Origin of the sequence: Vagococcus martis, assembly GCF_002026305.1 — a bacterium.
Classification (GTDB): Bacteria; Bacillota; Bacilli; order Lactobacillales; family Vagococcaceae; genus Vagococcus; species Vagococcus martis.
Genome location: NZ_MVAB01000001.1, coordinates 1,862,246 through 1,888,878, shown reverse-complemented (window position 1 = coordinate 1,888,878; position 26,633 = coordinate 1,862,246). Strand labels below are relative to the sequence as shown.

The following is a 26,633-nucleotide window of genomic DNA, read 5'->3' as shown; positions in this document are numbered from 1 at the left end:
TCCCCCTGAATTTTACTTATAAACCTTCCATAGTTAGTTTATTTCTTTTTTTAATAAGTTATTTAATCCTTTGTCAATTACGTTAGTCAATACTCTAACTATTGGATTTAAAATAATGCTAAGAAGTACTCCAATAATAGTTAGTACTAATCCAACACATAAGCTATAGAAAAATAATTTTACTCCACTATTCACTAAATGACCTCTAAATACTGTCTTCCACAGCCAGCCTGAAATAACTGGTGTACTTTGAAATAGGTAGACTCCTAAAATCATAGACGCAGTATAGTTAATAAAACGGTTGTATTTGATAGGCAGTTTCATGAATGTTAAAAATAGATAAATAGATATCACCAATATAAAAGGACTATATTCTCTAGTAACGAAAATATTCGTATACCAGCCTAAAAAGTCTTTTACAAAATAATAACCTGTATTACCTGAGTTACTTAATAAAACAGTTAATCCCCAAGTACACAGCATCGTAACAACAATACTCATACTCATCTTAACAAAATAAGAAACTGCTTTTTTGTCAAATCTTTCTTGATAAAGTTTGAAAAAAGCCCCTAGTGAGTACATAAAAATAAACCAGCTTAAATGAGAGCTTGTGGTTCCTGCTTCAAAATAAATCATCGGCCAAATAGAAAATATAACAAAAAAAAGTGTCATAAATCTCACATAATTAATCTCAGTGATTTTATTTAATGCTATATTTATTAGTGGTATTAACAAATACAATTGCAAATAAGCTGTCATAAACCAATATCTATTAAACAAAATTGGAAACATACTATTGATTAAATCCGGCCATTTTAAAGATGAACCTTGTATATTAAAATAAATCGTCACACCATATAAGACAACTGAAAAAACTGTTACTTGTACGATTAATTTTATGATACTTTTCATTTTAATATTTGATTTAATCATGAAATAGCCTGTAATCATGACGAACACATTCACACCTAACTTCCCACCAATCATGAGAAAGTTTACTAATAATCTATACGATTGAGAATGTTGGTCAAAATTCCAAGGAGTCCATATAGCAAAATGATGAATCACGATTAAGAAAATTGAAATAATCCGAAGCAACTCAAAATTTGAAAGTCTTTTTTTTTCCATGTTAGTAGTCCTTTCACTGTAAGCTTTAAAAAAAAGCAAGAAGTATGAACTCTCGCTTTTATTTATCCTTTATTTATTAATAATGTTCCTACTAAAATAAGCACAATGCCACATATAGCATAAAGATTTATCTCTTCTTTTAAGACCACTACTGATCCAACTAGTATTAAAACATTCGTCAAACCTAATCCAAGAGGCACGATAAAACTAACATCTGATTTAGAAATAATAATCATCCATAGAACAAAACTTATTAAGTAACATAACAATCCTAGTACACTAAGAAATGGAATATTCATATTCAATTGGCTATTCAAAAATCTAATGGACATATCGGATGAGCCCAATTTAAATAGAATAATACCTGAAGAGGATAAGATAACGTAAAGTACAAACAAAAACATAGTATTATTCCTCCTTTTTGACTTTTTCTTTTAAAATCGAGACTTCTTGAATTAATGATTTTATATCATCTGTTTGTTTTGTCGTATATTTTGTAAAAATAATTAATTGTAACAAACTAAACAAAACAGCCATGACTAATAAAAAATTAGACATTGTTTCGAAACCAAATAAATTAGCAAAATACTCTGGAATCTGTGGGAAGATAGAAAAAACAAGCATAATAGTTCCTATAGCTAACCACATAAGAGAGTATTCCAACGTAAACGTAGCAGTTTTTATTAGGCGTATAATAAAAACTAAAAATAATACAGAAAAAATAATCATAGTTATTGATATTGACAAACTTGTCATTATTTATTCCTCCTATTTTTATTCAGTAGTATGATTGAAATGAGAACTTCGACCATATATCTCACAGATTTTATAGGTGTAATCGATGATTTTCCTTCTTCTCTTTCAAACATTTTTACACCGACTTCGGTTACTTTTTTGTCTAATAGTAATAAATAGGCATTAGTTTCTGGTTCTGGATATTTTCTAGGATAAGATTTTGCAAACATTTCAATTACTGAACGATTTGCAGCTCGGTAACCAGATGTAACATCTAAAATTTCTTTTCCTGTTTTTAATTTAATGAAAAACGAAATCAAATTGATTCCCATTCTTCTTGAAAATGATGTTTTGAAATCTGATGGGGATTCTTTAGTAAATCTTGACCCAATAACAAAATCATAATCATCATTAACTATTGGAGCAATTAAAGTATCTAATGAATAGATATCATGTTGCCCATCCCCATCAAACTGTACAGCGATATCATAACCATTTTCATGGGCATAAATGTATCCTGTTTGAACTGCTCCACCTATACCTAAATTTTTAATTAAATGAATACAAGGTATAGAATTTTTTTCTAAAATATTTCCTGTAGAATCAGTAGAACCATCATTAATAACAATATAGTCCAAAGTAAAATTAGCTTTCTTCTTATATTCTTCAATAGATTGTGATGTTTTTACAATACTTGCCTCTTCATTGTAGGCTGGTACTATTACTAAAACTTTCATTTTATCTCCTTCAATATCATCAACTTACTAGTTAAATGTTGTATACACACATCAACAAATTATACCACAACTAACTATCAATTTGTAGTTAGCTGAGGTTCTTCTGACATTGTTTGATTATTTTTTTCTTTATTTAAATAAATAATAAAACAAACTAATAACGGCATCACATATACAAATGGTAAACCATAACGTAAATAACCTCTAACAACAGGACCGGCAAATATTGTTAATAGAAGCATCAACATAGGTAATGTTGCCATCATTCCTACATTTAGTCGTAGTCTAACTGCTAAGGCAAATATCATTAATAAAATCATAACACCAAAAGAGAAACTACTAAACAATCCTAAAATTGGAAGTGAATCAAATATTCTAAAATAAGTAGTTAAATCTTTTTGCATATCTTTTTTGTGTTCTGTTTTTTTAATACCTGTTTTATCCATTAAAACATCATAAGTCTTTCTTTCTTCAGGTTGCTGTTTGTCATATCCATCTGTCAAAGTAGAATAATAGAAATTATAATTTTCAGGACTGAATAAATAATAATTCTGTGCAGCAGTACTTTCTATATATGTTACTGGATGTTTTAAAAACATTTGAAACCAAACTTTAAAATAATCTTTCAACTCTTCATTTGTAACGTCTTTAGGTGTGGTTCTTTTTACTGGATCAGATATAATCGGATTGTATATCTCGCCTAATCCATCATAATACATAACCGCTTTAATTTTTTCTTTCTCATCAGCAGTGACTTCATTTGGAAACTTTTTAACATATCTAGCTGTTTGCTGAAAAGGAATAGATAGCATTTCGCTTTTTCTGACATCCTCAACCATATTATATTTTGTTTCTAACGTTTTATCTACTAGTTGTGATAATACGATTGGGATAATAAGAATTAGTAACATCATTACTGATGGAACTATCATTTTAATTTTCTTTTGTTGTATAGACTTAACTATATAAATCAATACTCTAAATATAAAAATAACAACCAACGGAATCATCATATAAATACCATTTTTTCTAAATAAAATGACTAATGTAGACATGAGAATAAACATTAATGCATAAAAAACATTTGTAGTGGTTGTTTTATTTTTCTTTAAATAATATAAAATTGTTATATTATACACTACAAGAAGACTACTTGTAAAGAATAAATCTTTTGTACTAACTAAAAGCATCCCCAATACAGCTGGACTTAGTGCTCCAATAACGATATTAACCCATGAATAAAAAGTTGGTAATTTCATTTTTCTTATCGTGACACTTGATAAAGAAAAGCCAATCAACGTCATTAAAATTTGAGGAATATTACTCAAAAATAAGCCTAAGTTTGCATCACCTAATTTTCTACCTAGACTAACGGATAATCCAAGCATCACCGTATGAATTGGTGGGTGTGCATTTGTTATTGGAATTTCACCATAGTACTGTCGTAACTGCCTAAATGCATCAACTACCAAAATACTTGGGTAATTAATCACTATGACAGGTAACCAACAAATTAGTATGATAACAAAACTTGTGATAAAAGGATGGTTTGCTAAATTTTTATTTAAGAATCCTTTTTCTGGTTGAACAAATTCAACCATATCATTTTTCTGTATGAAGGCCATGAACAGCATTTGAATAATATTAAATATATATGTATAAGAATACAGCACTACTAAACTAATAAGTATATTTAACCAAGAACTATAAAGGATTGTTAATCCATCTGTTGAAGATAGAGCTGTCTTAAATAGTTGAACAATACCTAAAAACAAACTAACAACCCATTGCATAAGTGAAATTTTTGATTTTTTTAAAAAATCTCTATTTTTATATAATATATAGAATAAGATAATTGCAATACCGTTAAGTAAAATAGCATTTTTCATTAAACTGTTTTTTATTGATACTACTAAAAGTTGTCCTTTAGTAAAACTAAAATTTAATCCAACTGCTATAACAATAGAATTAATTAAATATTTTAACTTAGTCATCGTTTTCTCCTCACGAAAATTCAATAAGGAAATTAAGAGCCAAGTAAGTCCCCTAATTTCCTTATCTTCATCATCTCTTATTCAAATCTTTTTTGATTTGTGTTGTTGATATTTCTGGCGTGCGTTCAAGATAAACAACGTCAGCACCGGTTTCTTTTACAAAATCAAATTGACCTTTCCAATCGTCGCCCATGACAAACACATCAACTTTAAACTCTTCAATGTCTGTCATCTTTTGGTTCCAACTCTCTTCAGGTATGACCAAGTCAACATAACGAATCGCTTCTAAAAGCATCTTTCTCTTTTCATATGAGAAGTAGCATTTTTTTTGCTTTTCGTCCCAGTTGAACTCATCAGTAGACAAGGCAACAATCAGATAATCACCTTGCTCTTTTGCACGACGTAATAAATTAATATGTCCGTAGTGTAATAAATCAAATGTACCATATGTAATAACTTTTCTCACTGTTATACCTCACTATCTATTAATCATCATCGCGTGATTTGTAATATTTATCTTCTTCTTCTTCTTCTACTTCATTAATCGTCACTAATATCTCTAGTAAGCGAGTGCCTTCTGCTTTATACGTCGTTAAATCAATATGATCAACATGAATGGTTAAACGTTCGTCCTTTTCAGGAATCACACCAAGCTCTGTAATCATAAAACCAGCCATCGTATCAACATCTGTCATAGAGATATTCGTACCAAACTTTTCATTAAAATCATTGATTGGCATACGAGCTTCGATTAAGAATTCATTGTCACTCACTTGTTTTAATAAATGGTCAATCGTTAATTCGTCAGATTCATCATCTATTTCACCAACAATTTCTTCTAACAAGTCCTCAAATGTTACTAAGCCAGATACTCCACCATACTCATCTAATAAAATTGCCATATGATTTTGAGTCTTTTTCAGCTCTAACAATAAATCATCAATAAATATGGTTTCAGGAACATAAAGTGGTTCATGAATCACATTTAATAAGTTTAAATTTTCAAACCCTTTACTTCGAGCTTCTTTTAGTAAATTTTTAAGATGCAATATCCCAATGACTTTGTCTTTGTCGTCGTCATAAACTGGGATTCGTGAGAAATTGTTTGCTAAAACTTTATCAATATTTTCTTCTGCAGCGTCATGGATATCTATCATGAAGGCTTCTGTACGAGGAACCATTACTTCACGTGCCATTGTCGTGTCTAAATCAAAAATACCTTGCACCATCTCCAATTCATCCGAATCTAATACACCCTCATTCGTCAGAAGATAAGCCATCTCTTCACGTGTCATTCGTTCGTTTTCATCATCAAATGTCATTGGGGTGATACGGCTCAATAAGTTTGTCGAGCTTGACAATAACCATACAAATGGTCTCATTATCTTACCTAATAATGTGATAGGTCTCATTACAAATCCTGCCACAGCTTCAGGATTGTTTAAAGCGATTCGTTTAGGATACAATTCTCCAAACACAATCGATATATATGTTAACAAGATTAAAACAATGACTTGAGAAGCTTGTTTTGCCCAAGGTGCTCCGCCAAAAACAGGTGCTAACTCTCTAGCAAATGAATTAGCTAATGAAGCCCCTGATAAAATAGTCACTAATGTAATCCCTACTTGAATCGTAGATAAAAAATTGCTTGAATCATTAATTAATGCCAGTAATTTTATCGCCGTTTTATTTCCCTCTTCTGCTTTACTTTCCAGTCTGTTACGGTTTACCGAAATAACGGAAACCTCCGCGGCTGCAAAAAAGGCGTTTAGTAATGTTAACACAATCAAAATAATAATATTGATAAAAATAGACTGACTCTCGGGGTCAGCGTTCATAAGCTTTTCTCTCCTAACTTTTTCGTTCTTTTTAATATTCCTCCAAAAATCGTATCATAAACATCAGTTAAATTCAATATAAAAGATATAGACACAAAAATTATTTAACGGGAGTATTTTCTTTCTTAATTCGTTTATCAAGTTGAACCATATCATAGACATAAACAACAATGGTCTTACAGACTGCATAAAATGGTACACCTAAAATCATTCCAAGTAGTCCAGCAATATTTCCAGCAACCAGTAAAATGATAATAATAGTTAATGGATGAATATCTAAACTCTTCCCTATCACATTTGGGTAAATAATATTCCCGTCTATTTGTTGAACAACTAATACGACGATACATGCTAGAACAGCTTTAACTGGATCTGTAAATATCGTCACAAATAAGGCAGGTGCTAAACCGATATATGGACCAATATATGGAATCATATTTGAAAGACCTGCTATTACACCAAATAAAAAGGCGTAATTGACACCTATCAACATGTACCCAATACTTGTTGCAACCCCAACGAATAAACACTCAATCATTTGACCGCTAATGTATTTTGAAATCGTTTGACTCATTTTTATCAGTAATTCTGTCATTTCTTTTCGGTGCGTTTCTGGGAAAAAACGTGCGACATTCGGTAAAAAACGTTCCCCATCTTTTAACATATAAAATAAAATAAACGGTACTGTAAAAATAATCATAACAATTCCAGCTATAGAAGAAATAAATGAGCCTAACCCATTTCCTAAACTAGATATAGTCGTCTTAATAATATTTCCAAAAGACACATTCCACTGTTCTAGATATTGTTGAATATCAACATTTTTCATCACAGGATGGTGTGCTAATTCATTGATTGTTTTTTCAATCGCTATATAAAAATCTGGTGCAGCTTTTGTTAACATAGTCATTTGTTTAATCAAATTTGGGATGACCGACATAATAAGCAACAACACGACACCTATCAAAAAAATCATGATAATTGACACAGCCCATGTCCGTTTAATCCCTTTTTTGATCATAAATTGTAAAATTGGGTTAACACAATAAAATAAAAAACCGGATATGATAATCGGTGCGAACATCGTTGTAAACAGTGTTCCAATTGGTTTAAAGATAAAATTGATTTTCGTTCCAACTAAAATTAATGTCGCAATAATCAGTAGTTCTAGTGACCAAAACATTAATTTAGAAGCTTTAAGTTTTTGTAGCATAAATTCCCCTCGCTTTATCTAAAATTCACGTACACTTATTATAATCTATTTGTTTTAAAAAAACTGCTAATTTGATAAACTTATTAAAAGCATAACAAAGGAGATAAACAAATGGTAAACTTAATTCATACTCAAGACCTTACGTCAAAAGCATACGAAGACGCTAAACGCATTAGACTAGACGTCTTTGTTAACGAACAACACGTACCAGAATCGATTGAAATCGCTGATGAAGATCAAGCAATTCATTGTGTATTATATGATGACTTTCAGCAAGCTTTAGGTACTGTAAGATTATTTCCTATTGATGAGACAGCCATGAAAATTCAACGCATGGCAGTTGCTAAAGACGATCGTGGAAAAGGAATCGGCAAACAGCTCATGGAATATGCCGAACAAGTAGCAAAAACTCACCAGGCAAACACACTCATTTTAGGAGCACAATTACACGCATTAGATTTCTATCATTCTTTAGGGTACGAGCCTTTTGGTGACACCTACATCGAAGCAAATATCCAGCACCAAAACATGAAAAAAACGGTATAAAAATAAACAGGATACTTTTTAATGAAGTTTCCTGTTTTTTTATTCGGCTAATTACATTTCTTTAATCGACATCACTTGTTTTTCTTTAATATAATTAAGAGATGCTTTTTTTGGTATTGTAAGGATTTTTTTTCAGGTTCAATGACCTCTCTAATCACTTTTTCTGAAGCAGTCGTTCTTGATTCATGAACTTTCAAAAGAACCAAACCAATACACAATACAGCACTTACTAAAAATAGAATAGATAGTTTTTTCTTCACTTAAATACCCTCCTTTATTCATCTTGTAAAAAGTATAACATATTTTTTTCAAGAAAAATTGTTATTTTTTTCGTTTCAAAATGATAAAAAATAACGAAAGACTTCAAAAAAATTTGAAGTCTTTCGCTATTTTTTGTAATGCTTATCAAACCCTGAATTTACGAAACACACAGTTGTTTCATTTTCTTGATAATTGTTGATACCGTTTATACCAAATATCGACATACTCATCAGAGAAAGGACCTTTTCCTTCATTAATCCAGTCTACCAAAATCTTCACATTTTCTTTAAGAACAATATCAATTTCGTTTGGGTAGTTCATTAGTTTTCGATGGTCTTCATACTCGTCAACATCTAACAAGCGTTTTTCTCCATCAGGAAACACTTTTATATCCAAGTCATAATCAATATACTTTAAAGCTTCCTCATCCAAAACATAAGGTGAGGCAAGATTACAATAGTAGGAAACTCCTTTCTCTCGTATCATAGCAATTATGTTGAACCAATATTTTGTATGGAAATATACAATAGCAGGTTCACGCGTTACCCATCGTCGTCCATCTGACTCTGTCACAAGTGTGTGGTCATTCATTCCAATTATCGAACACTCACTTGTTTTTAGGACCATTGTATCGCGCCAAGTTCGATGTAAACTTCCGTCATGCTTGTAACTTTGGATCGTGATAAACTCTCCTTCTTTAGGAACACGCATCACTATCTAATCCTGCTTTCCTTGACAAATTGTGTCAATTTTTCACATGGGTATTAAATTTAACATTTAATACCAATATCAGAATTATTATAGCATATCTTGGACTATGATATCACTAATTATTCATACTTTTCTTTAGTAAGTCGACCATCTTTTGCTGTGGCTTAGGAAAAACATACTGACCAAACTCTTCTTGATAGACCCATTTTTGTTTTTCTAACATTTCGCGATCTGTGCCTCTCAATAAATCCTCCACTACTAACACATGCCATTTTCTATGACTGAAAATATGCGTCACAACACCTAAAAGTTGTTTTTCTTTGATGTCTATTTTTTCTTCTTCATACAAGCTCAATTGCTCTGCTACCTGTGATGATTTTTCTTCAACAGAGTCATACGATGCAGCCAAACGATCATAGTCTTCTTTTGTGACTTCATGCATAGGAAATGTCCACATGTTTGAAAGCAGGCCATCTTCTGGTCTTTTCTCCAATAAAAAAGCACCCGTTTTATTTCTAATCACATCTGCCACATAGTAAAGTGGCTTTGCTTTTTCTTTTTTCTTTTTCACTGGATAAGATGATGCTGTATCTGTTTTTCTAGCCTCACAATAATTTTTTATCGGACACGTCTCACATGATGGTTTAGTCGGTGTACAAATTGTGGCACCTAAATCCATCAAGGCTTGATTAAAATCTCCTGGTTCAGTTTGTGACATTGTTTCTCTCACATACTTATCAAAAACTTTTCGTGTTTTAGGTAACGCGATATCATCAGACAAACAAAATAAGCGACTGTATACTCGCATCACGTTTCCATCAATTGCCGGCTCTGGCAACGAAAAAGCAATACTTCCAATCGCTCCACCTGTATATGGCCCTATTCCCTTTAATGATAATATGTCTTCTATCGTCTGTGGCATTTGCCCATCAAACGTTTCGACCATTTCTTTTGCCGCATGTTGCATGTTGCGAACACGAGAGTAATATCCCAAACCTTCCCATGCTTTTAGTAGTTTATCTTCTTCAGCATTTGCCAAATCTTCTATCGTGGGAAACCACTCCATAAACCGATTAAAATATGGAATCACCGTCACGACTTGCGTTTGTTGTAGCATAATCTCAGATACCCATACTCGGTATGGATCTGTCGACTCTCGCCACGGTAAATCTCGTTTTTCATGATGATACCATGCCAACAAATCATCTTGAAAGCTCTCTATCTTCTCTTGCGTCCAAGTTACTTCTTCACTCATCTCTTACTCTAACTCCATCTCTTTTTCTTCTATGTAACGGTTGATATCATCTATAGAAAACCCTTTTTGATACAAACTTTGTTTTATCTTTTGATGTTTCTTACGTGTCTCGACTCTTTCATGTCGACGCCATAATTTATCACCTTGTTTGACTAATAAATCATACTCGTCCTCATCATCGTCAAAAGCTAAACCATCTATAACGCTAGAGATAACATCCGATTTAAACCCTTTTATAAATAATTGCTGACGAATTTTATTGATGCGTTCTTTTTGGCTACTCTTCTGATACTTTCTTGCCATCTTTTCGCCAAGCTTTTGACCTAGCTCTAATTGATGCGTGTCATCAAATAAAATAAGTGCCTCATCTATGAAGTCACTTGGCACACCTTTTTTCATCAAAAATTCTTTGACACCTTGTGGCCCTTTATCAGTCGTACGAATAGCCGTACGAACATAACTTTCAGCAAAAACCTTATCATCAAGAAGTGATAAGTCTTTTAATTTATCAATAATTTGTTTTATTTGAGGGGGGTTAATCTCTTGTTTTTTGAGATAATCTTTTATCTCTTTTTCACTACGAAGCTGGTAGCTCAAATAGTTTAGTGCTTTTTGATACCCAATATCAAAGCTGGCTTCTTCTTTTACTTGGTTTAATAATTCTTCTGATACTTCACTACCTTTAAGTAGACGATGCTTCACCAGAGAATCCTCAGACAGTGGTATCTTTATCCCACTTTTTGTCACCAACAAGTACCCTGTTTTTTCTTTTTTGATGCTTTGAATGACTTCCATTTTCTTTCAGCCTCCTTGCATCTTTTTACTATATCACATTTTAACTAAATTTTATCCCAATAACTATCAAACTCCTCAATAAACTCTTGAATCGTAAGCGATTGATTCAACTGCTGAATCACTAAAAAATAATCCACTTTCTTTCGACATATAGTTAACTTTTCACTATCAATACTATGACGTTTTTTTCTTGTTTTTGTTAGTTCACTCATTAAGTAATCTCCTTTCCACGAAATAACATGCTCTAATATGTCAAACGCTTCAGGGAAAAAATATAACATATACTGATTCACCGCTTTGTTTACTCGTTGATTAAACGCCTGACATCCATAATCCAGATCAATCCCTAAAAAATTAGTAAAGTTTATCGTCATTTGCCCTTGACCAATCTTATGAAAATTGGTGATATACATTGGATTAATAAAACTTGTATTTTTTCTCACCGTGCCATTTAGCGGCATAAAGATCAACTGCTTGTCAATCATGGCTTGTTTATAATTTTTTTGCTGAAAATCATTATATAGTTCAATCGTGTTGTATACCCTTTCAAAAATTCGATTATGAGATTGATTGTATTCACTCATTAGTTCACGTGTTGTAGAGGTCGTTAAAATAGGTAGATGATTAGACGTTAATAGCATGGCTTTATACTTTATGCCCAATTCAGATATATCATGTATAAAATAGACATCACGTGTTAACGACGTGTTTCCTGTCTTCACACAACAAGGTAAAAACTTGTTATATAAATCATCTAGTTTAATCGCATCTCCATGTACTAAATCCTCGTGAATTAAAAGTTTTCTTGCATTGATATCCATGATTATCACTCCTAAGTTTACGTTTTTTAATTACACCTTATATTAACATATCCAAGTTATTTTAAAAGCGTTTTCATACAAAAATAATTAATTTTACGCAGAAAATTCAAATTTTGGTTTTTTCCTGATTTTAAAAAATTGTCTATACTCACAGTGGCTAGCCAAATGATAACTTGAAAGGATTATTTTTATGGAAGAGACACTATTTACAACCTATCATTCACTTATCTTAGGCGCATTGAAAAAATACCACATTACCCCATCACACCCAGAGTTTGATGATTATTTGCAGCATGCTCGTATAGAGTTACTACTAACACATCGAGATTATCAAAAACGACCAGACAACAGAGCTCCCTTTAGACCGTTTGTTTATCAAAAAATCTGTTGGGCGACAGTCGATAAAATCAGAAAAGAACAACGACGCTATGACAAAGATATCATAGAAGATACTCAACTAGACTTACTCACTGAGGATAATGATATCTCTTCTTCTTTAGCCACAACCGATTTGTATCATCAACTCGCTCAGACGCTGACTCCTTGCGAAAAAAATATTTGGCTGATCGTTTTTTTGATCAACTGACTATGAGCCAAATAGCTGATAAATACAAGGTTTCTAGGAAGACAGTTTATCGCTGGCGAGATGGTGTAAGAAAAAAATATAAAAAATTTGAAAAAAGGGGTTAACACTTTTGATTTGGGAAACGTTTATATAAGTGTAAGGCGCGCAACTTACTAAACTAACAAAAGGACGTGACGAACATGGAAAAAATCTTCGACAGTAAAAAATCAATCTTAACATTCAAAGCAGTAGGTGACGACAAACCACGTAAACAAACATTAGCTAACTTAAAAGAAAGTGCCACTGATGAAAACATTTTAGACTTAGGTGATATCTTCGACTCACTTGCTCCAAAAGATGAACCATTAGAAAGACTGTCAATCGTAAACACTCACCACTACGATATGTAATCAATCAGACAACTATACTAGGAGGACATAACCATGAAAAAACTAAACTTAAACTTTTTAAACGAGGAAAACAAAAAAACAACATTAGTACCAAAAGTAGCCAGCCAAGAACTAACAAAAGATGAAGTAAAAGATGCGATGATGGCTATCTCAGCTTTAGGAATCTTTGAAGCAAACGGCAAACAACTTTATGTGACACCAAAATCAGCACACTATAGTGAAACGATTATTACAGAGTTGTTCTAACAATTTAGGCGACGTTTACCACAAACGTCGTCTTTTCTTATATCAGAAAGGAGTTTTTATATGCTAAAAGTTATTGACTTATCAAACCACCAACGAGGGATGTCACTTGATACACTAAAAGCGGACGCCTTTATCTTTAAAGCAACAGAAGGCACTTACTTTATTGATGATACATGTGACACTTTTGTCCAACAAGCCAAAAAATTAAACAAGCCTTATGGGGTGTATCATTTTTTAGATCAAAATGATGTCATCAAACAAGCAGACTTTTTCTTAACACATATCAAAGGCTATATAGGTGAAGCCATCTTAGTTCTTGACTATGAAGAGTATGGTAAACAAGGGGCACAAAAAGCCAAAGAGTTTTTAGATTATGTCTACAAACAAACTGGCGTAAAACCTCTCATCTATATGAATGAAAGTGATGCAAACTCTGATGATTGGTTAGATGTCGTAGCTGGTGATTATGGTTTATGGGTTGCCAAATACTCTCAACACACACCTGTTGTTAAGCAATGGCCTAGCTATGCTATGTGGCAATACACCAGTACACCTGTTGATACAAGTCATTTTTACGGAGATAAACTTGCTTGGCAACAATATGCTGCACCAAAAAAGACCATCACCCAACAAAAGGACGCTTATCACACAACAGGAACACGATTTGAAGCATTAAGAACACTCGTCATTCAAGCAGATGAATCCTTTAAAAAAGCATCTGGCATGCACTTTTCCAAAAGTACTGTCTTTGATATTGAGCAAATTTGCCACACCAAAACAACAACGCATGCTTGTATACTCTATAATCATCGCAAGGTATTTGTTACACTTCACAAGGATTATGTTAGAAAGATAGATTAGGATAAAAAAATAGCCCTCCACGAGAAATCAGATAGACTTCTTGTGGGGGGATTTTGTTAATCTTGATTAAATATATCTCTTGTATAAATTTTATCCAATGAATCTGATAATTCTTTTTCGATACGATTTGTTACGATAACTTCTGATACTTTTTTAAATTCATCTAAATCAGTATAGACTTTTGAATTAAAAAAGGTGTCTTCTTTTAATGTTGGCTCGTAAACAATCACTTCTATTCCCTTAGCTTTTAATCGTTTCATAATGCCTTGAATAGACGAGTATCTAAAATTATCCGAGTTAGCTTTCATCGTTAAACGATAGATACCAACAACTTTTGGTTGTTTAGCAATGATTTGGTCAGCGATAAAATCTTTTCGCGTTCTATTGGCTTCAACGATTGCCCCAATAATATTATTAGGTACTTGGTCATAATTAGCCAATAATTGTTTGGTGTCTTTTGGTAAGCAATAACCACCATAACCAAATGAAGGATTATTGTAATGACTTCCTATACGAGGATCTAAACCAACACCTTCGATAATCTGTTTAGTGTCTAGTCCTCTCACTTCTGCATAGGTATCTAACTCATTAAAGTATGACACTCTTAAAGCAAGGTATGTATTTGAAAATAGTTTAATTGCTTCAGCTTCTGTAGAGTCAGTTAATAAAACAGGTATATCCTCTTCATAAGAATTATCCAATAATGCTTTAGCAAATACCTCTGCTCTTTCGCTTCTCTCACCCACTATAATTCTTGATGGGTGTAAGTTATCGTACAAGGCTTTTCCTTCACGTAAAAACTCTGGTGAAAAAATAATGTTTTCTGTGTTGTATTTTTCTTTCAACTCTTTTGTATACCCTACAGGAACTGTTGATTTTATAATAAAGATAGTATCTGGATTGACTGCAAATCCTTTTTCTATCACACTTTCAACTGTTGATGTATTAAAATAATTTTTCTTTTCATCATAATCTGTTGGTGTTGCAATAATACAGTACTCACCATGATTAATTGCCTTATCAAAATCTGTTGTGAATTCTATAGATAGAGATTTATCTGTTAAGAATTCTTCAATTTCATTATCTACTAATGGTGAGATTCCTTTGTTCAACAATTCAATCTTTTCATCTACTATATCATATGCTATTACATCATTATTTTGTGATAATAATAATGCGTTAGCTAAACCAACATAACCTAAACCTACAACTGAGACCTTCATTTAATTCCCTCCAAAAAATGCTGTAATGCTGTTTTCCACGAAATTATTTCATACCCAGTTGATTTCGCTTTTTCTAAATCCATAATTGAATACTCTGGTCTTGCTGCTTTAGTAATGAATTGATCAGATGTTACAGGAGAAATAGTTACATTATCATCTTGTAATATTTCTTGTGCAAATTCATACCATGTGCATATATCATCATTAGAAAAATGATAAGTTCCATATTCACAATTATTTTGTACTAAATATGTCATAAATTCTGCTAAACTTTTTGTCCAGGTTGGTCTGCCTACTTGATCATTTACTACCGTTAATTGGTCATGGGTTTTAGCAAGCTTTTTCATTGTATAAACAAAATTATTTCCATATTCACCGAAAACCCAAGATGTCCTTATAATATAATAATTGTTTAAAATCTCCTGAACCACCTGTTCTCCTAATAATTTTGCTTCTCCGTATTCATTAATTGGAGAGGTTTTATCTGTTTCTATGTATGGAACTTCCCTTTTTTTTCCATCAAATACATAATCAGTACTGATATAAACCAATGTAGCACCAACTTTTTTACATGCTTGAGCAACATTTTTAGTACCATCGACATTTACAAGATAATTCATCTCTTTTCCTTCATCTTCTGCTAAGTCAACTGCTGTATAGGCTGCACAATGATAAACTACTGAGGGCTTAATATCTTTAATAATAGAAAGCGTCTTATCAAAATCTGTAATATCCATCTCTTGACTATCATAAGCAATAAAATCTATATTTTGTTGTTTTAAAAGATTAGTTAACTCACTACCTAATTGGCCATTTGCACCTGTGATTAATACAGTCACTACAATTCCTCCTGTCCAATCTATAGAACTAGTTTAATTTTGCTTTTTCTTGCAATGGTCTCCACCATGATTCATTTGCTAAATACCAATCTATTGTTTCCACAATACCTGTTTCAAATGTATATTTAGGTTTCCATCCTAACTCAGTTTCTAATTTAGTAGGGTCAATTGCATATCTCTTATCATGGCCTAATCTGTCTTCAACATATACTTTTAAATCAGGAGACACTTGTAGTTTTTCAATGATAATATCTACTATTTCATTATTAGTTCGTTCATTATGCCCACCAACGTTATATACTTCACCTTTTCTACCTTTATGAAGGACTAAATCTATTGCTTGGCAATGATCATAAACATGTAACCAGTCCCTTACATTCATACCATCACCATATATTGGTAAATTTTTTCCATCTAATGCATTAGAAATCATTAATGGAATTAACTTTTCAGGAAAATGATATGGTCCATAATTATTTGAACATCTAGTAATATTTACATTCATATCATATGTTTCATAGTATGAACGAACTAATAAATCAGCACTTGTTTTACTAGCAGAATAAGGACTGTTTGGTGCTAATGGTGTTTCCTCTGTAAAGTATCCAGTAGAACCAAGACTTCCATATACTTCATCTGTTGATACTTGTAAATATTTTTGTATTTCATATTTTTTTGCTACGTCTAATAAGGCTAATGTTCCCTGTACGTTCGTCTCTACAAAGATAGATGGATTTAATATACTTCTATCCACATGTGATTCTGCAGCAAAATTTACAAATGCATCAATTGAATACTTTTCTACTAAATAACTAACTAACTCTCTATTAGTTATATTTCCTTTAACAAAAATATGTCTTGGATTATCAATAACATCATCCAGATTATGGGTATTCCCAGCATATGTTAGTAAGTCAAGATTTATAATAGTGTAGTCAGGATGTTTATCTAGCATATAATGTACAAAATTACTTCCTATAAAACCTGCTCCACCTGTAACTAAAATATTTTTCATATTATACTTCACCCCATACAAAATTGTTTTCAGCATCTTTTAGATTAGGATGATTTTTATCTTTTTCAGATAACACTGTTGCATTCATCGGCCATTCGATACCAATACTAGGGTCGTCATAAGCAATCCCTCTATCATGCTCAGGTGAATACAATTCGTCTACTTTATATTGAATATTTACATCCGGAGTAAGTGTACAAAAACCATGTGCAAATCCTTTTGGTACAAGCAACTGTCTGTGATTGTACTCGCTTAAAAGGTATCCTTCCCATTGTCCATAAGTTGGAGAACCTTTTCTCATATCTACTAATACATCATATATTACTCCAGTAGTACAACGTACTAACTTAGTTTGTGCCTTTGGAGATAGTTGATAATGCATACCACGTAACGTTCCAACCTCAACTGAAAGTGAGTGGTTATCTTGTATAAAATCATTTGTGATTCCTATTTCAGAAAATTTTTCTTTATTGTAAGATTCTGTAAAAAATCCGCGATTATCTCCAAAAACGGGTGTCTCTATAATTTTAACATCCTGTAATTTCGTATTAAAAATCTTCACCTATACACCCTCCAAAATAAAATTAATCTTCATATAACCTTTTTAAGTATTGGCCATATTGGTTTTTCAATAGTGGTTTCGCTAAAACCTCTAATTCTTCTTTTGTTATATATCCCATGCGATAAGCAATTTCTTCTAAACAAGCGACTTTTAGATTTTGTCTTTTCTCTATCGTTTCAATAAATGTTGAAGCTTCTAATAATGACTCGTGTGTTCCAGTATCTAACCAGGCAAACCCTCGTCCCATTAATTCAACTTCTAATTCATTTAGTCGTAGATATTCTTTATTAATATCAGTAATTTCTAATTCACCACGTTCTGATGGTTTTATATTTTTCGCAATATTGACCACTCTATTATCATAAAAATAAAGTCCCGTAACTGCATAATTAGATTTTGGTTTTTCTGGTTTTTCTTCGATAGAGATTGCTCTCATATTGTCGTCAAATTCAACTACTCCAAATCTCTCAGGATCATTTACATGGTAACCAAATACTGTTGCTCCTGATTCTTTTTGTGCTGAACGTTGTAATAGTTTTGATAGTCCACTTCCATAATAAATATTATCACCTAATATCAGACAAACAGAATCCTCACCTATAAAATCTTCTCCTATGATAAAGGCTTGCGCTAAGCCATCAGGACTTTCTTGAATAGCATATTCAATGTTTATTCCTAAATCATGTCCATCACCTAATAACTCCTCAAATCTTGGTGTATCTGTTGGTGTTGATATGATTAAAATATCCTTAATTCCTGCTAACATAAGACTAGCCAATGGATAATATATCATTGGCTTATCATATATAGGCATTAACTGTTTTGATACTGATTTAGTAAGTGGATACAGTCTAGTTCCACTTCCTCCTGCTAAGATTATACCTTTCAATTTACCACTCCTCTTCGTTCTCTATGCTCTCAATATAGATATTTTCCCATTGCTTAAGTATAAATTCACTAGAAAATGGTTTCTTTCGTGCTTTATTATATGAATTAATACTCATTTCTTTTAATAACTCTCTATCCTCATTTAAAGAATTTATTTTTTTAATTATGAAATCAATAATAGTTTGTGATAATTCAGTCGAATATAGAGTTTTTTTTTCTATTATTCCACACTAACGGATTTGGAAGATTATTTTTGCCAAAAAATTCCCATTTTGGTTGTACCATATATCCGTTAATCCCTTCTTCAACCATTTCTGGAAATGCGTATAATCTGGTAGTAATTATGGGTAAACCTGCTTTCATCGCTTCTAAAACAGTTAATCCAAAACTATCATCGCTAGATGGATGTAATAAAATTTGATGTTGCGCATATATTTGTTCCATATCCTCATAAGAATATTTAAAATCGTAGAACTTAATGTTAGGAAGCTCCCTATATTCTTTTATTAATCCCTCAACACTAGATATATTGGTGATAACTGTTATTTTAACATCTTTTAAATATTTAAAAGCTTCTAAAACTTCAAGTCCTCCTTTAGAAATAAACCTAGTACCTTGAGCAATGAATAAAACATTTAATTCATCATCTTTGCATCTTTCTTTAATCAAATTTACTGTAACATTATTATTATCTGGCACTAAAGGATAGATTACTCTTCTTTTCCCCCTGTATATTGCTGGACTAAAAATATCATCCATAGTGCTCATACAGGCATATGACATGCAAACTATTTCTTTTAAATAAGCATTTTCTAAATTATTTTTAAATTTATGTTTTCCTAAATAAGATTTGTTTCTCCCAAGTGTATAGTGAAACAAAGCTGTTGGATTTTCTAAATATATAAAATAAGGTCTCTCAACACTTAAAAATCGATTAAAACTCCCAAGAAGTGTTTCTTTATCTTCATTGGTATTGTATTTAATTGTTTCTATAACACCTAACAAAGTCATGAATTTAGTACGTATTAATTGACTAGCAATTTTTCTTTTTATACTAGGTACTTCAAATGAAGACTGAATAAATTCAAATACTATTTCATCATTTATGTTTTCTAAATGATTAAAGAAGCCTCTACGTCTACTAACAAATTTAATTTTTTTCATAATTAATTATCTCTCACTTTAAAATATATCTTTAATGACTCTAAAGTATGCAATCTAGTATTTACATTTTGGGAACTTCCATCTTCTTTATGAATTATTTCTAACTCTTTATCGTAAAGCATTTTTATATTATTTTTTTTTGCTAAATCTGCAATAAAATTTTCCTCGGTATACAAAAAAACACTTTCATCAAAAATTGGTTCTAATACTAATAAAACTTTTTTAGGTATTACAATAAAGCTGCCATGCAAAGAATAAACTTGTATATTATTTTTAGAATTTGTTAATGCTTGATAGTAGTTTCTAATAAACTTATTTATTACTAAGTAAAGATATAAATAAAATATTTTACTACTTTCTGCATACTTTTTCATGAGATAGAAACATAATCTATTTTTTGTATAATAATGAGGGTTTTGATTTTTATTTTCTAAATTTAAAATTTTAGGACCAGTTATAGCAGATGAAGATAATTTATCAATTGATAAATTAACTATTTTAACATCCGGATTAGATATAACTAAATGCTCAAATTCATACTTATTTAACGCATACTTTATTCCTTCATTATTTCCAAATCCATATCCTTTATTTGGGACATGTATAAAATCTATATTATAGTCTTTTGCAATTTTTTTTCCTTTTTTCAAAGTTTCTTCATTATAGTAGCTGTCAACTATTACGATTTGGAAATTATTATTGACTTTCTTTACAGACTCATAAAAATCTATAAAATCATCATAATTTTTATATACTAAAACTACGAATACAAAATCGTACTTAACCATAATCTACTCCTCCTTTATAAGCTTTTCACTTTTTAACCAAATAATTAAACTACATAATGCAAGTATAATATCAGATAATACAAATGAAAGAGCAATTTGTGTCACACTAGTTGAAAAATACATCAGCACTATCATTATAAGGAAGCTTAATAATAAACTTATCGTATTATATGGTGTTTGACTTATAGCATCTATTGGATTTCTCAATAATAAAAATAGAGATCTTGGAATCAAGCTAATAATCAAAACTCTTGCTACCTGAACTCCGCTTAAAAAATCGGTAGAATATAAAATTCTAATTATAAATGGTGTAAAGATCATAGCGAATACTACTCCTAATAAACTTATTATTAAATATACAAACATCCCTTTATTAATTTTATACTTGAAATCTTTAAACTGACCATCAGTAATTGAAGAACTTGCTTTTGGTAATAAAACAAGGCCAATATAACTAAAAAAAGGAAGCATCATTTGTAGTATTCCAGTTGAAGCTGAAAAATACCCTGCTTCTATGTTACCAAATTTATTATTAACAAAAACTAACGGAACCAAATAATAAGCAAACTGAATAAACTCTCCTATCACTCTTGATGCTCCATACTTAAACATGTTAAGTCGAATAGATTTGAAATTTATAATTTCAAATCTATTCGATTTAAACATTTTAAAAAATAGGATTATAGAAAAAATAATTGAGACTACTAACGATATCATAGACCAATAAAAAAATATAGATATTAAATTTGTCTCTTTAGTAATCATAAAAAAAACTACAATTAGAACTTGTATAATTAACTGCGATATATTAAATTGAACAAATTTCTCTAATCCTCTGAAGACTGAAGAAACATAGGTTGATATACTAGTACTAAAGGCAAAAAATAAAATAGGTATCATTAAATATTTATATTCTTGAGAACCAAATAAAATATTAGTGAGAATATTATTGAAAAAAAATAACAATAAAATAAACAGTAGAACCATATATAATATAATTGTAAGTCCTGCAAATATGTAACTTATTTTTTCTTGATTGTTCTTATTTTTCTTTATTGACAAGTATCTTACTATCGATATACCTTGACCACATAAAATCAAAAATCCGATTAATGTTGCTCCCCTACGTGCTATATTAAATATACCAAAACTTTCAACTCCTAAATTAATCGCAAAAATTTTATTAATTAAGAAATTCAGGATTAATATTATAAACTGCACTCCAAAAGTAACAATCATATCAAATAAAACACTATTTTTCTTTAACATTTTTTATCTCCCTAATAATCATTTTAGAATATACTAAAATTAATATTAACATTAAAATATAGCTAGAATACGTCCAAATACTAGTGAAATTAAACATAGTGAAAAAATAATAATTAAAAAGTATAAATATAGAAAAATAAATATTAACTTTATTAATTAATGACTTATAAGCTATCGTTGCTAAAATAGTGAATAGTAAAATAAATAAAAAAGCTCCTACTACAGAAAAATCCATTATTAAACTCCTAAAAAAACTATATACATTTGTTGTTGTTCCATTAATATACACAAATTCATTAAATACTCCTTGGTCTCTTACTGTTAACCCCAAAGTGTTGTATATACCTAAAAAAGTATACTTACCTATACCATTCGGTGGAACCATACTAAAATCAGAAAACCAAATATTAAAAGCAGATATGTGACCTAATGCGTACACAATAATTTTTTTTTGAGCAAAATCAAACATTCTTGTAGAAATTTCTCCTGACCTTAGAACCATGCTAAAAATTAATAAATAAAACAAAAAAATTGTAATGATTACTAACATGAATATTTTTTTTAGATTTATTTCAAAATATTTATTCTTTAATAAATTTGCAATTATTATTCCAGATACAAATAGAATTATTGCTGAAATAAATCCTGATTTAGTATTTTCAATAGTCAAAGATAAAAAAGTCGGTAAAAACGATAAAAGCGATAAATATTTGTTACTTTTTTTATTTGATAATACAAAATGAATTCCCCCAATAGAAGGTGCCAAATAGGTAAATGGTAATAATACTTTTGTCACTAATGAAGACTTTATAGCTACATCTCCATATCTTATTGCTGCATTTTGAACGTTTAAATCTAATAAGCCTCCAACTTCAAAAATAGACAATATGGACATACCTTTACTTCGTAATAAAAAAATTTCATACAAAACACCTAGCAATATACTTACATAAAGACAAACTGTACTTAGTCTTTCATTAAAAGAATAATCTATTTTTTTTTTATTGTTCACAAACATAGGTAGTTTTTCCCCTATAAAACCCGAAATAAGACTAAAAAAAACTACAATTAAAATATATAAACTGCCAGAATTATGATTATTTTCCAAAAATATATTACTTATCAATATCTGGATGGACCATACTAATCCAAAGAACACTCCAGGATTAAAAAAACTAGATATGATATTATTATGTACTAAAATTAAAATTAAGACTATCATTAATATAGCTAGTATAGTTATCATATATTTTCTCTACTTTCTTGTACTTTGTGGTACTTCCCAAAAAGGTTTAGATTTACCAGTTAACTCTTTGTAAGCCCCAACTAACTGTGCTAATAACGTCATTGAGTAAAAAGTAAACGGTTTAAGCATTTTGATTTGCGCTTTATATCCTACTAATGAGACTATGTAAAACATTAACTGGAGAAAAAATAGTACTCGATATATTGGATTTAGTATTAAGAAAAGGCTACTAAAAATTAATAAAATATGAAATACAAATAAAAAGTTTCTGCAAAATCTATGACTAAAATAAAAATAACTAAAAATACCATATTTAAAGAAGTTATATTTTTGAATGTCTATAAAATTAATTTTGATTATTTTTCTAAACATCCTAACTTTTCTTTTATATTCTTCTTTATCACTTTCTCCTGCTTTTTCGTACGCAATCGCTTTAGGATTAAATTTTGACTTTTTACCATTTAATACCTGTAAAACTGGAAAAATACTATCATGAGAATAGATAGGATCTATATCAATGTAATCCTCTTTTCTTAATCCATAAATGGCACCGTTACCAGCTGTTATGGAGCTGATATCTGATTCTACTTTTCTCATTCTCAAGTCGTAATTCCAATAAACACTTTCTGTATTAGCTGAAATTGATTCTAAAGAATTCGTATACTGTAAATTTCCAGCAACATATCCAACATTTTTATCCGATAAATAATAAACAATTTGCTTCACAGCCTCACTGTCAAGGATAGAATTAGCATCTGAAAAAATTAATACTTCTCCTTTTGCAACTCCAACAGCTTCGTTCTGAGCATTAGTTTTACCTTTTCTCTCGTCTACGTCAACCAAGAATATATTAGAAAAATTCCTTGATAAATCTTCCACTATATCATTTGTTTTATCTGTACTATGATCTGAAGCAATTATGATTTCATACTTATATTTATCGTAATTTATTTGCAATAAATTCTTTATTTTTCTTTCTATTACGTCTTCTTCATTATGCGCGGGTATGATGATAGATATAAATGGATTAAAATCAGTATTTAAATTTAATTTATCTTTCTTCATAACCTTATCAAGTACTTGAAGTATAATCGGATAAAATATCATTGTGTAAAAAATAAAAGACAAACTAATAAAAAATAAATATTTCATTAAAAACTCTCCTTACTACGTACTACTGGTACTCCATAGTAAACGTTAGCATCACTAATATTGTTTAAAACTAACGACATTGCTCCCACAATGATTTTTTCACCTACTTGTATATCATTTATAACAGTACTACCTATACCTATCCAAGTTTTTCTACCAACACTCACCCTACCTCCTAAACTGACATTAGGAGATAGGTGAACGAAATCGGATATGACATTTTCATGCTCTACTATAGTTCCTGTATTGATAATACAACCTTTTCCAATTGTAGAATCTGTATTAATAACAACATTTTGATGAATTGATGTTCCGTTGCCAATACTACAATATTTACTAATATATGATGTAGGATGAACTAATGAAACAATATTACATTTTAATAAGGTTAATTCTTCAAAAAACTTTTCTCTAATATCGTTATCACCAATAGCTACAAAAAAATCATGTGAAGAATATTTATCTATATCACAAGTTTTTCCTATAATATCAAAATCTAAACATTTTCTAGCACCCGGGAAACTATCATCCAAAAACCTAATAGTTTTCCATTTATTCATCGACTCAGCTATCTCAGCACAAACTTTACCATGTCCACCTGAACCTATTATTATTAATTCTTCCATTAATTTTCTCCATTGAATTTTTCTATCGTAACTGAAGTATCTGAACTAATCCCCTCTTTGATAAGTACTTTTTTTATTGTTAAAAAGACTATTTTTATATCTAGTAATAAAGAAATAGATTCAATATAATCAATATCAAATTGAAACTTTTCATTCCATGAGATAGCATTTCTTCCATTTACTTGAGCTAATCCAGTTAATCCAGGTCTTACTAGATGTCTTTTAATTTGGTCATCTGTATATATATCAAGGTACTCTATTAATAGTGGTCTTGGTCCAACTATAGACATATCACCTTTAAATATATTCCACAATTCTGGTAATTCATCTAAACTAGTGGAACGAAGCATTTTTCCAAATGATGTCAGCCTTTCATCATCTGGCAATAAATCCCCCTGTTCATCTCTTTTATCTGTCATTGTTCGAAACTTATACATATTAAAAATCTTATTATCTTTACCTGGTCTTTTTTGTATAAATATAACTGGTGAGCCTAGTTTTGTTCTAACCAAAATAGCGACTACCAAATAAACTGGTGATAAAACAATCAATGCCAACCCTGAAAGGATTATATCTAAAAATCGTTTCATATACTTAACATAGAATGTTTCCTCTATCATAAATCTTTCTCTCCAAATAATTCTTTTATAATGTTGATTACTCTCATTTGTTGTTCTACACTCATTTTTGTATCACTCGGTAGACATATTCCTTGATTGAATAATTCTTCTGATACATTGCCACCAATATAATCATACGAAGAAAAAACTGGTTGTAGGTGCATTGGTTTCCATATTGGTCTGCTCTCAATATTTTCTTTTTCCAAAGCTTCCATAATCTCAATTGGTGTCACATGTTTTGTAACTAACATTGGTGATAACCAATGATTTGAATACTCAAATTCATTTTCATTTGGAAAGATAACACCATCTAACTCTCCTAAATGCTCTTTATATAATGAGAATATTTGTCTTTTCTTTTCAACTCTGTCATCTAGTACTTTTAATTGTCCTCGACCAATACCTGCGACTATATTACTCATACGATAGTTATAACCAATCTCTGAATGTTGATAGTGTCTTTCTTGGTCTCTACTTTGTGTAGCCCAAAAACGTGTTTTATTTATTTTTTCTTCATTGTTTGAAACAAGCATACCACCACCTGATGTAGTGATAATTTTATTACCATTAAAAGAGAAAATACCATAATCACCTATAGTGCCTGTATGTTTCCCCTTATAAAGAGTCCCTAAACTTTCTGCAGCATCTTCAATCAATGCTACATTGTATTCATCACATAAAGCTTTTATTTCATCTAAATCAGCTGATTGGCCATAAAGATGAACAACTAACACTGCTTTAGGTGTATATTTTTCAAAAGCTTTCTTCAGTGCTTTTGGATCCATATTCCAAGTTTTTCTATCACTATCTATAAAAACAGGAGTAGCTCCTACATAAATAATCGGATTAGCAGTTGCTGAAAAAGTTAAACTTTGGCAAAAAACGATGTCACCCTCTGTTACTCCAACAGCTTTTAACGCTAGGTGTATAGCTGATGTTCCTGAACTTAAGGCAGCTGCATGGTCAATCCCTACATAGTCAGCTAATTCTTGTTCAAAACCATCAACGTTTTTTCCAAGTGGGGCAACCCAGTTTGTATCAAAAGCTTCTTTCACATATTCTTGCTCATAGCCTTCATCACTCATATGGGGTGATGATAAATAAATTCTCTCAAACTCTTTCATT

General features: G+C 30.7%; 32 protein-coding genes. 6 read left to right on the top strand and 26 right to left on the bottom strand.

Annotated features, from left to right (window positions below; translation table 11 throughout):
- Window positions 1-33 precede the first annotated feature (33 nt).
- The 8 genes from BW731_RS09205 to BW731_RS09170 form a co-directional block, all read right to left on the bottom strand.
- Window positions 34-1,128 carry an acyltransferase gene (locus tag BW731_RS09205; protein ID WP_079347548.1) on the bottom strand — a complete coding sequence of 365 codons (1,095 nt, stop codon included), beginning with the start codon at window positions 1,126-1,128 and terminating at the stop codon, window positions 34-36.
- 62 nt (window positions 1,129-1,190) lie between these two features.
- Window positions 1,191-1,532, bottom strand: a complete 342-nt coding sequence (locus BW731_RS09200) for an EamA family transporter (RefSeq protein ID WP_079347546.1) — start codon at window positions 1,530-1,532, stop codon at window positions 1,191-1,193.
- 4 nt (window positions 1,533-1,536) lie between these two features.
- Window positions 1,537-1,884, bottom strand: coding sequence for a DUF2304 domain-containing protein (locus BW731_RS09195; RefSeq protein ID WP_079347544.1), 348 nt, complete (start codon window positions 1,882-1,884; stop codon window positions 1,537-1,539).
- Window positions 1,884-2,600 (bottom strand): glycosyltransferase family 2 protein, encoded by a 717-nt coding sequence (locus tag BW731_RS09190; RefSeq protein WP_079347542.1) that lies wholly within the window; start codon window positions 2,598-2,600, stop codon window positions 1,884-1,886. The genes BW731_RS09195 and BW731_RS09190 overlap by 1 nt, the downstream gene beginning before the upstream one ends.
- A 77-nt stretch (window positions 2,601-2,677) precedes the next feature.
- The gene (locus BW731_RS09185; protein ID WP_079347540.1) at window positions 2,678-4,594 is read right to left on the bottom strand and encodes a DUF6020 family protein; all 1,917 of its coding nucleotides are present in this window, start codon (window positions 4,592-4,594) and stop codon (window positions 2,678-2,680) included.
- A gap of 70 nt (window positions 4,595-4,664) precedes the next feature.
- Window positions 4,665-5,060 (bottom strand): glycerol-3-phosphate cytidylyltransferase, encoded by a 396-nt coding sequence (gene tagD, locus BW731_RS09180; RefSeq protein ID WP_079347539.1) that lies wholly within the window; start codon window positions 5,058-5,060, stop codon window positions 4,665-4,667.
- A 19-nt stretch (window positions 5,061-5,079) separates the two neighbouring features.
- The gene (locus BW731_RS09175; protein ID WP_079347537.1) at window positions 5,080-6,432 is read right to left on the bottom strand and encodes a hemolysin family protein; all 1,353 of its coding nucleotides are present in this window, start codon (window positions 6,430-6,432) and stop codon (window positions 5,080-5,082) included.
- A gap of 100 nt (window positions 6,433-6,532) precedes the next feature.
- Window positions 6,533-7,645, bottom strand: coding sequence for an AI-2E family transporter (locus tag BW731_RS09170; RefSeq protein ID WP_079347535.1), 1,113 nt, complete (start codon window positions 7,643-7,645; stop codon window positions 6,533-6,535).
- Between the two features lie 111 nt (window positions 7,646-7,756).
- Between BW731_RS09170 and BW731_RS09165 the strand changes: the two genes are divergently transcribed.
- Window positions 7,757-8,191: a GNAT family N-acetyltransferase gene (locus BW731_RS09165; RefSeq protein ID WP_079347533.1), complete on the top strand. Its 435-nt coding sequence runs from the start codon at window positions 7,757-7,759 to the stop codon at window positions 8,189-8,191.
- 71 nt (window positions 8,192-8,262) lie between these two features.
- On the opposite strand, the gene BW731_RS09160 is transcribed toward BW731_RS09165, so the two are convergent.
- From BW731_RS09160 to BW731_RS09140, 5 genes are all read right to left on the bottom strand, one after another.
- Complete coding sequence (locus tag BW731_RS09160; RefSeq protein ID WP_079347531.1) at window positions 8,263-8,451, bottom strand: hypothetical protein; 189 nt, start codon at window positions 8,449-8,451, stop codon at window positions 8,263-8,265.
- 178 nt (window positions 8,452-8,629) lie between these two features.
- Entirely contained in the window at window positions 8,630-9,163 is a 534-nt protein-coding gene (gene ntdP, locus BW731_RS09155) for a nucleoside tri-diphosphate phosphatase (protein WP_071457324.1), read from the bottom strand.
- 115 nt (window positions 9,164-9,278) lie between these two features.
- Window positions 9,279-10,418 (bottom strand): A/G-specific adenine glycosylase, encoded by a 1,140-nt coding sequence (gene mutY / locus BW731_RS09150; protein WP_079347529.1) that lies wholly within the window; start codon window positions 10,416-10,418, stop codon window positions 9,279-9,281.
- 3 nt (window positions 10,419-10,421) lie between these two features.
- Window positions 10,422-11,213 carry a recombination regulator RecX gene (gene recX / locus BW731_RS09145; protein ID WP_079347527.1) on the bottom strand — a complete coding sequence of 264 codons (792 nt, stop codon included), beginning with the start codon at window positions 11,211-11,213 and terminating at the stop codon, window positions 10,422-10,424.
- 44 nt (window positions 11,214-11,257) lie between these two features.
- Entirely contained in the window at window positions 11,258-12,034 is a 777-nt protein-coding gene (locus BW731_RS09140) for a competence protein ComK (protein WP_079347525.1), read from the bottom strand.
- A gap of 190 nt (window positions 12,035-12,224) precedes the next feature.
- Here BW731_RS09140 and BW731_RS09135 point away from each other — a divergent pair, with 190 nt between their 5' ends.
- The 5 genes from BW731_RS09135 to BW731_RS09115 all read left to right on the top strand — a co-directional run bounded on the left by BW731_RS09135 (window position 12,225) and on the right by BW731_RS09115 (window position 14,116).
- The gene (locus BW731_RS09135; RefSeq protein ID WP_079347523.1) at window positions 12,225-12,620 is read left to right on the top strand and encodes an RNA polymerase sigma factor; all 396 of its coding nucleotides are present in this window, start codon (window positions 12,225-12,227) and stop codon (window positions 12,618-12,620) included.
- 2 nt (window positions 12,621-12,622) lie between these two features.
- Window positions 12,623-12,724, top strand: coding sequence for a helix-turn-helix domain-containing protein (locus BW731_RS13090; protein WP_079347521.1), 102 nt, complete (start codon window positions 12,623-12,625; stop codon window positions 12,722-12,724).
- 75 nt (window positions 12,725-12,799) lie between these two features.
- Window positions 12,800-13,009 carry a DUF1659 domain-containing protein gene (locus BW731_RS09125; protein WP_071457329.1) on the top strand — a complete coding sequence of 70 codons (210 nt, stop codon included), beginning with the start codon at window positions 12,800-12,802 and terminating at the stop codon, window positions 13,007-13,009.
- 33 nt (window positions 13,010-13,042) lie between these two features.
- Window positions 13,043-13,255, top strand: a complete 213-nt coding sequence (locus tag BW731_RS09120; RefSeq protein WP_071457330.1) for a DUF2922 domain-containing protein — start codon at window positions 13,043-13,045, stop codon at window positions 13,253-13,255.
- Window positions 13,256-13,315: 60 nt separating this feature from the next.
- Entirely contained in the window at window positions 13,316-14,116 is an 801-nt protein-coding gene (locus BW731_RS09115) for a GH25 family lysozyme (RefSeq protein ID WP_079347519.1), read from the top strand.
- A gap of 56 nt (window positions 14,117-14,172) precedes the next feature.
- Here the strand turns inward: BW731_RS09115 and BW731_RS09110 are convergent, their stop codons facing one another.
- From BW731_RS09110 to BW731_RS09050, 13 genes are all read right to left on the bottom strand, one after another.
- Window positions 14,173-15,339: a nucleotide sugar dehydrogenase gene (locus tag BW731_RS09110; protein WP_079347517.1), complete on the bottom strand. Its 1,167-nt coding sequence runs from the start codon at window positions 15,337-15,339 to the stop codon at window positions 14,173-14,175.
- The gene (rfbD, locus tag BW731_RS09105) at window positions 15,336-16,178 is read right to left on the bottom strand and encodes a dTDP-4-dehydrorhamnose reductase (protein WP_079347515.1); all 843 of its coding nucleotides are present in this window, start codon (window positions 16,176-16,178) and stop codon (window positions 15,336-15,338) included. The genes BW731_RS09110 and rfbD overlap by 4 nt, the downstream gene beginning before the upstream one ends.
- Window positions 16,179-16,206: 28 nt before the next feature.
- Window positions 16,207-17,193 (bottom strand): dTDP-glucose 4,6-dehydratase, encoded by a 987-nt coding sequence (rfbB, locus tag BW731_RS09100; RefSeq protein ID WP_079347514.1) that lies wholly within the window; start codon window positions 17,191-17,193, stop codon window positions 16,207-16,209.
- A gap of 1 nt (window position 17,194) precedes the next feature.
- A complete protein-coding gene (gene rfbC / locus BW731_RS09095; RefSeq protein WP_079347512.1) occupies window positions 17,195-17,755 on the bottom strand; it encodes a dTDP-4-dehydrorhamnose 3,5-epimerase in 561 nt (186 codons plus the stop codon).
- A 22-nt stretch (window positions 17,756-17,777) separates the two neighbouring features.
- Window positions 17,778-18,644 (bottom strand): glucose-1-phosphate thymidylyltransferase RfbA, encoded by an 867-nt coding sequence (gene rfbA / locus BW731_RS09090; RefSeq protein WP_079347510.1) that lies wholly within the window; start codon window positions 18,642-18,644, stop codon window positions 17,778-17,780.
- Between the two features lie 191 nt (window positions 18,645-18,835).
- The gene (locus BW731_RS09085) at window positions 18,836-19,807 is read right to left on the bottom strand and encodes a glycosyltransferase family 4 protein (protein WP_079347508.1); all 972 of its coding nucleotides are present in this window, start codon (window positions 19,805-19,807) and stop codon (window positions 18,836-18,838) included.
- Window positions 19,808-19,809: 2 nt separating this feature from the next.
- Complete coding sequence (locus BW731_RS09080; RefSeq protein ID WP_079347506.1) at window positions 19,810-20,595, bottom strand: glycosyltransferase family 2 protein; 786 nt, start codon at window positions 20,593-20,595, stop codon at window positions 19,810-19,812.
- A 3-nt stretch (window positions 20,596-20,598) separates the two neighbouring features.
- Window positions 20,599-21,864, bottom strand: a complete 1,266-nt coding sequence (locus tag BW731_RS09075) for an oligosaccharide flippase family protein (protein WP_079347504.1) — start codon at window positions 21,862-21,864, stop codon at window positions 20,599-20,601.
- The gene (locus BW731_RS09070) at window positions 21,848-23,086 is read right to left on the bottom strand and encodes an O-antigen polymerase (protein ID WP_233120557.1); all 1,239 of its coding nucleotides are present in this window, start codon (window positions 23,084-23,086) and stop codon (window positions 21,848-21,850) included. The genes BW731_RS09075 and BW731_RS09070 overlap by 17 nt, the downstream gene beginning before the upstream one ends.
- A gap of 33 nt (window positions 23,087-23,119) precedes the next feature.
- Window positions 23,120-24,262: a glycosyltransferase family 2 protein gene (locus BW731_RS09065; protein WP_079347500.1), complete on the bottom strand. Its 1,143-nt coding sequence runs from the start codon at window positions 24,260-24,262 to the stop codon at window positions 23,120-23,122.
- Window positions 24,262-24,888, bottom strand: a complete 627-nt coding sequence (locus BW731_RS09060) for an acetyltransferase (protein ID WP_079347498.1) — start codon at window positions 24,886-24,888, stop codon at window positions 24,262-24,264. The genes BW731_RS09065 and BW731_RS09060 overlap by 1 nt, the downstream gene beginning before the upstream one ends.
- Window positions 24,888-25,508, bottom strand: coding sequence for a sugar transferase (locus BW731_RS09055; RefSeq protein ID WP_079347496.1), 621 nt, complete (start codon window positions 25,506-25,508; stop codon window positions 24,888-24,890). Before BW731_RS09055 ends, BW731_RS09060 begins: the two co-directional genes overlap by 1 nt.
- Complete coding sequence (locus BW731_RS09050; protein WP_079347495.1) at window positions 25,505-26,632, bottom strand: DegT/DnrJ/EryC1/StrS family aminotransferase; 1,128 nt, start codon at window positions 26,630-26,632, stop codon at window positions 25,505-25,507. The genes BW731_RS09055 and BW731_RS09050 overlap by 4 nt, the downstream gene beginning before the upstream one ends.
- Window position 26,633 lies beyond the last annotated feature (1 nt).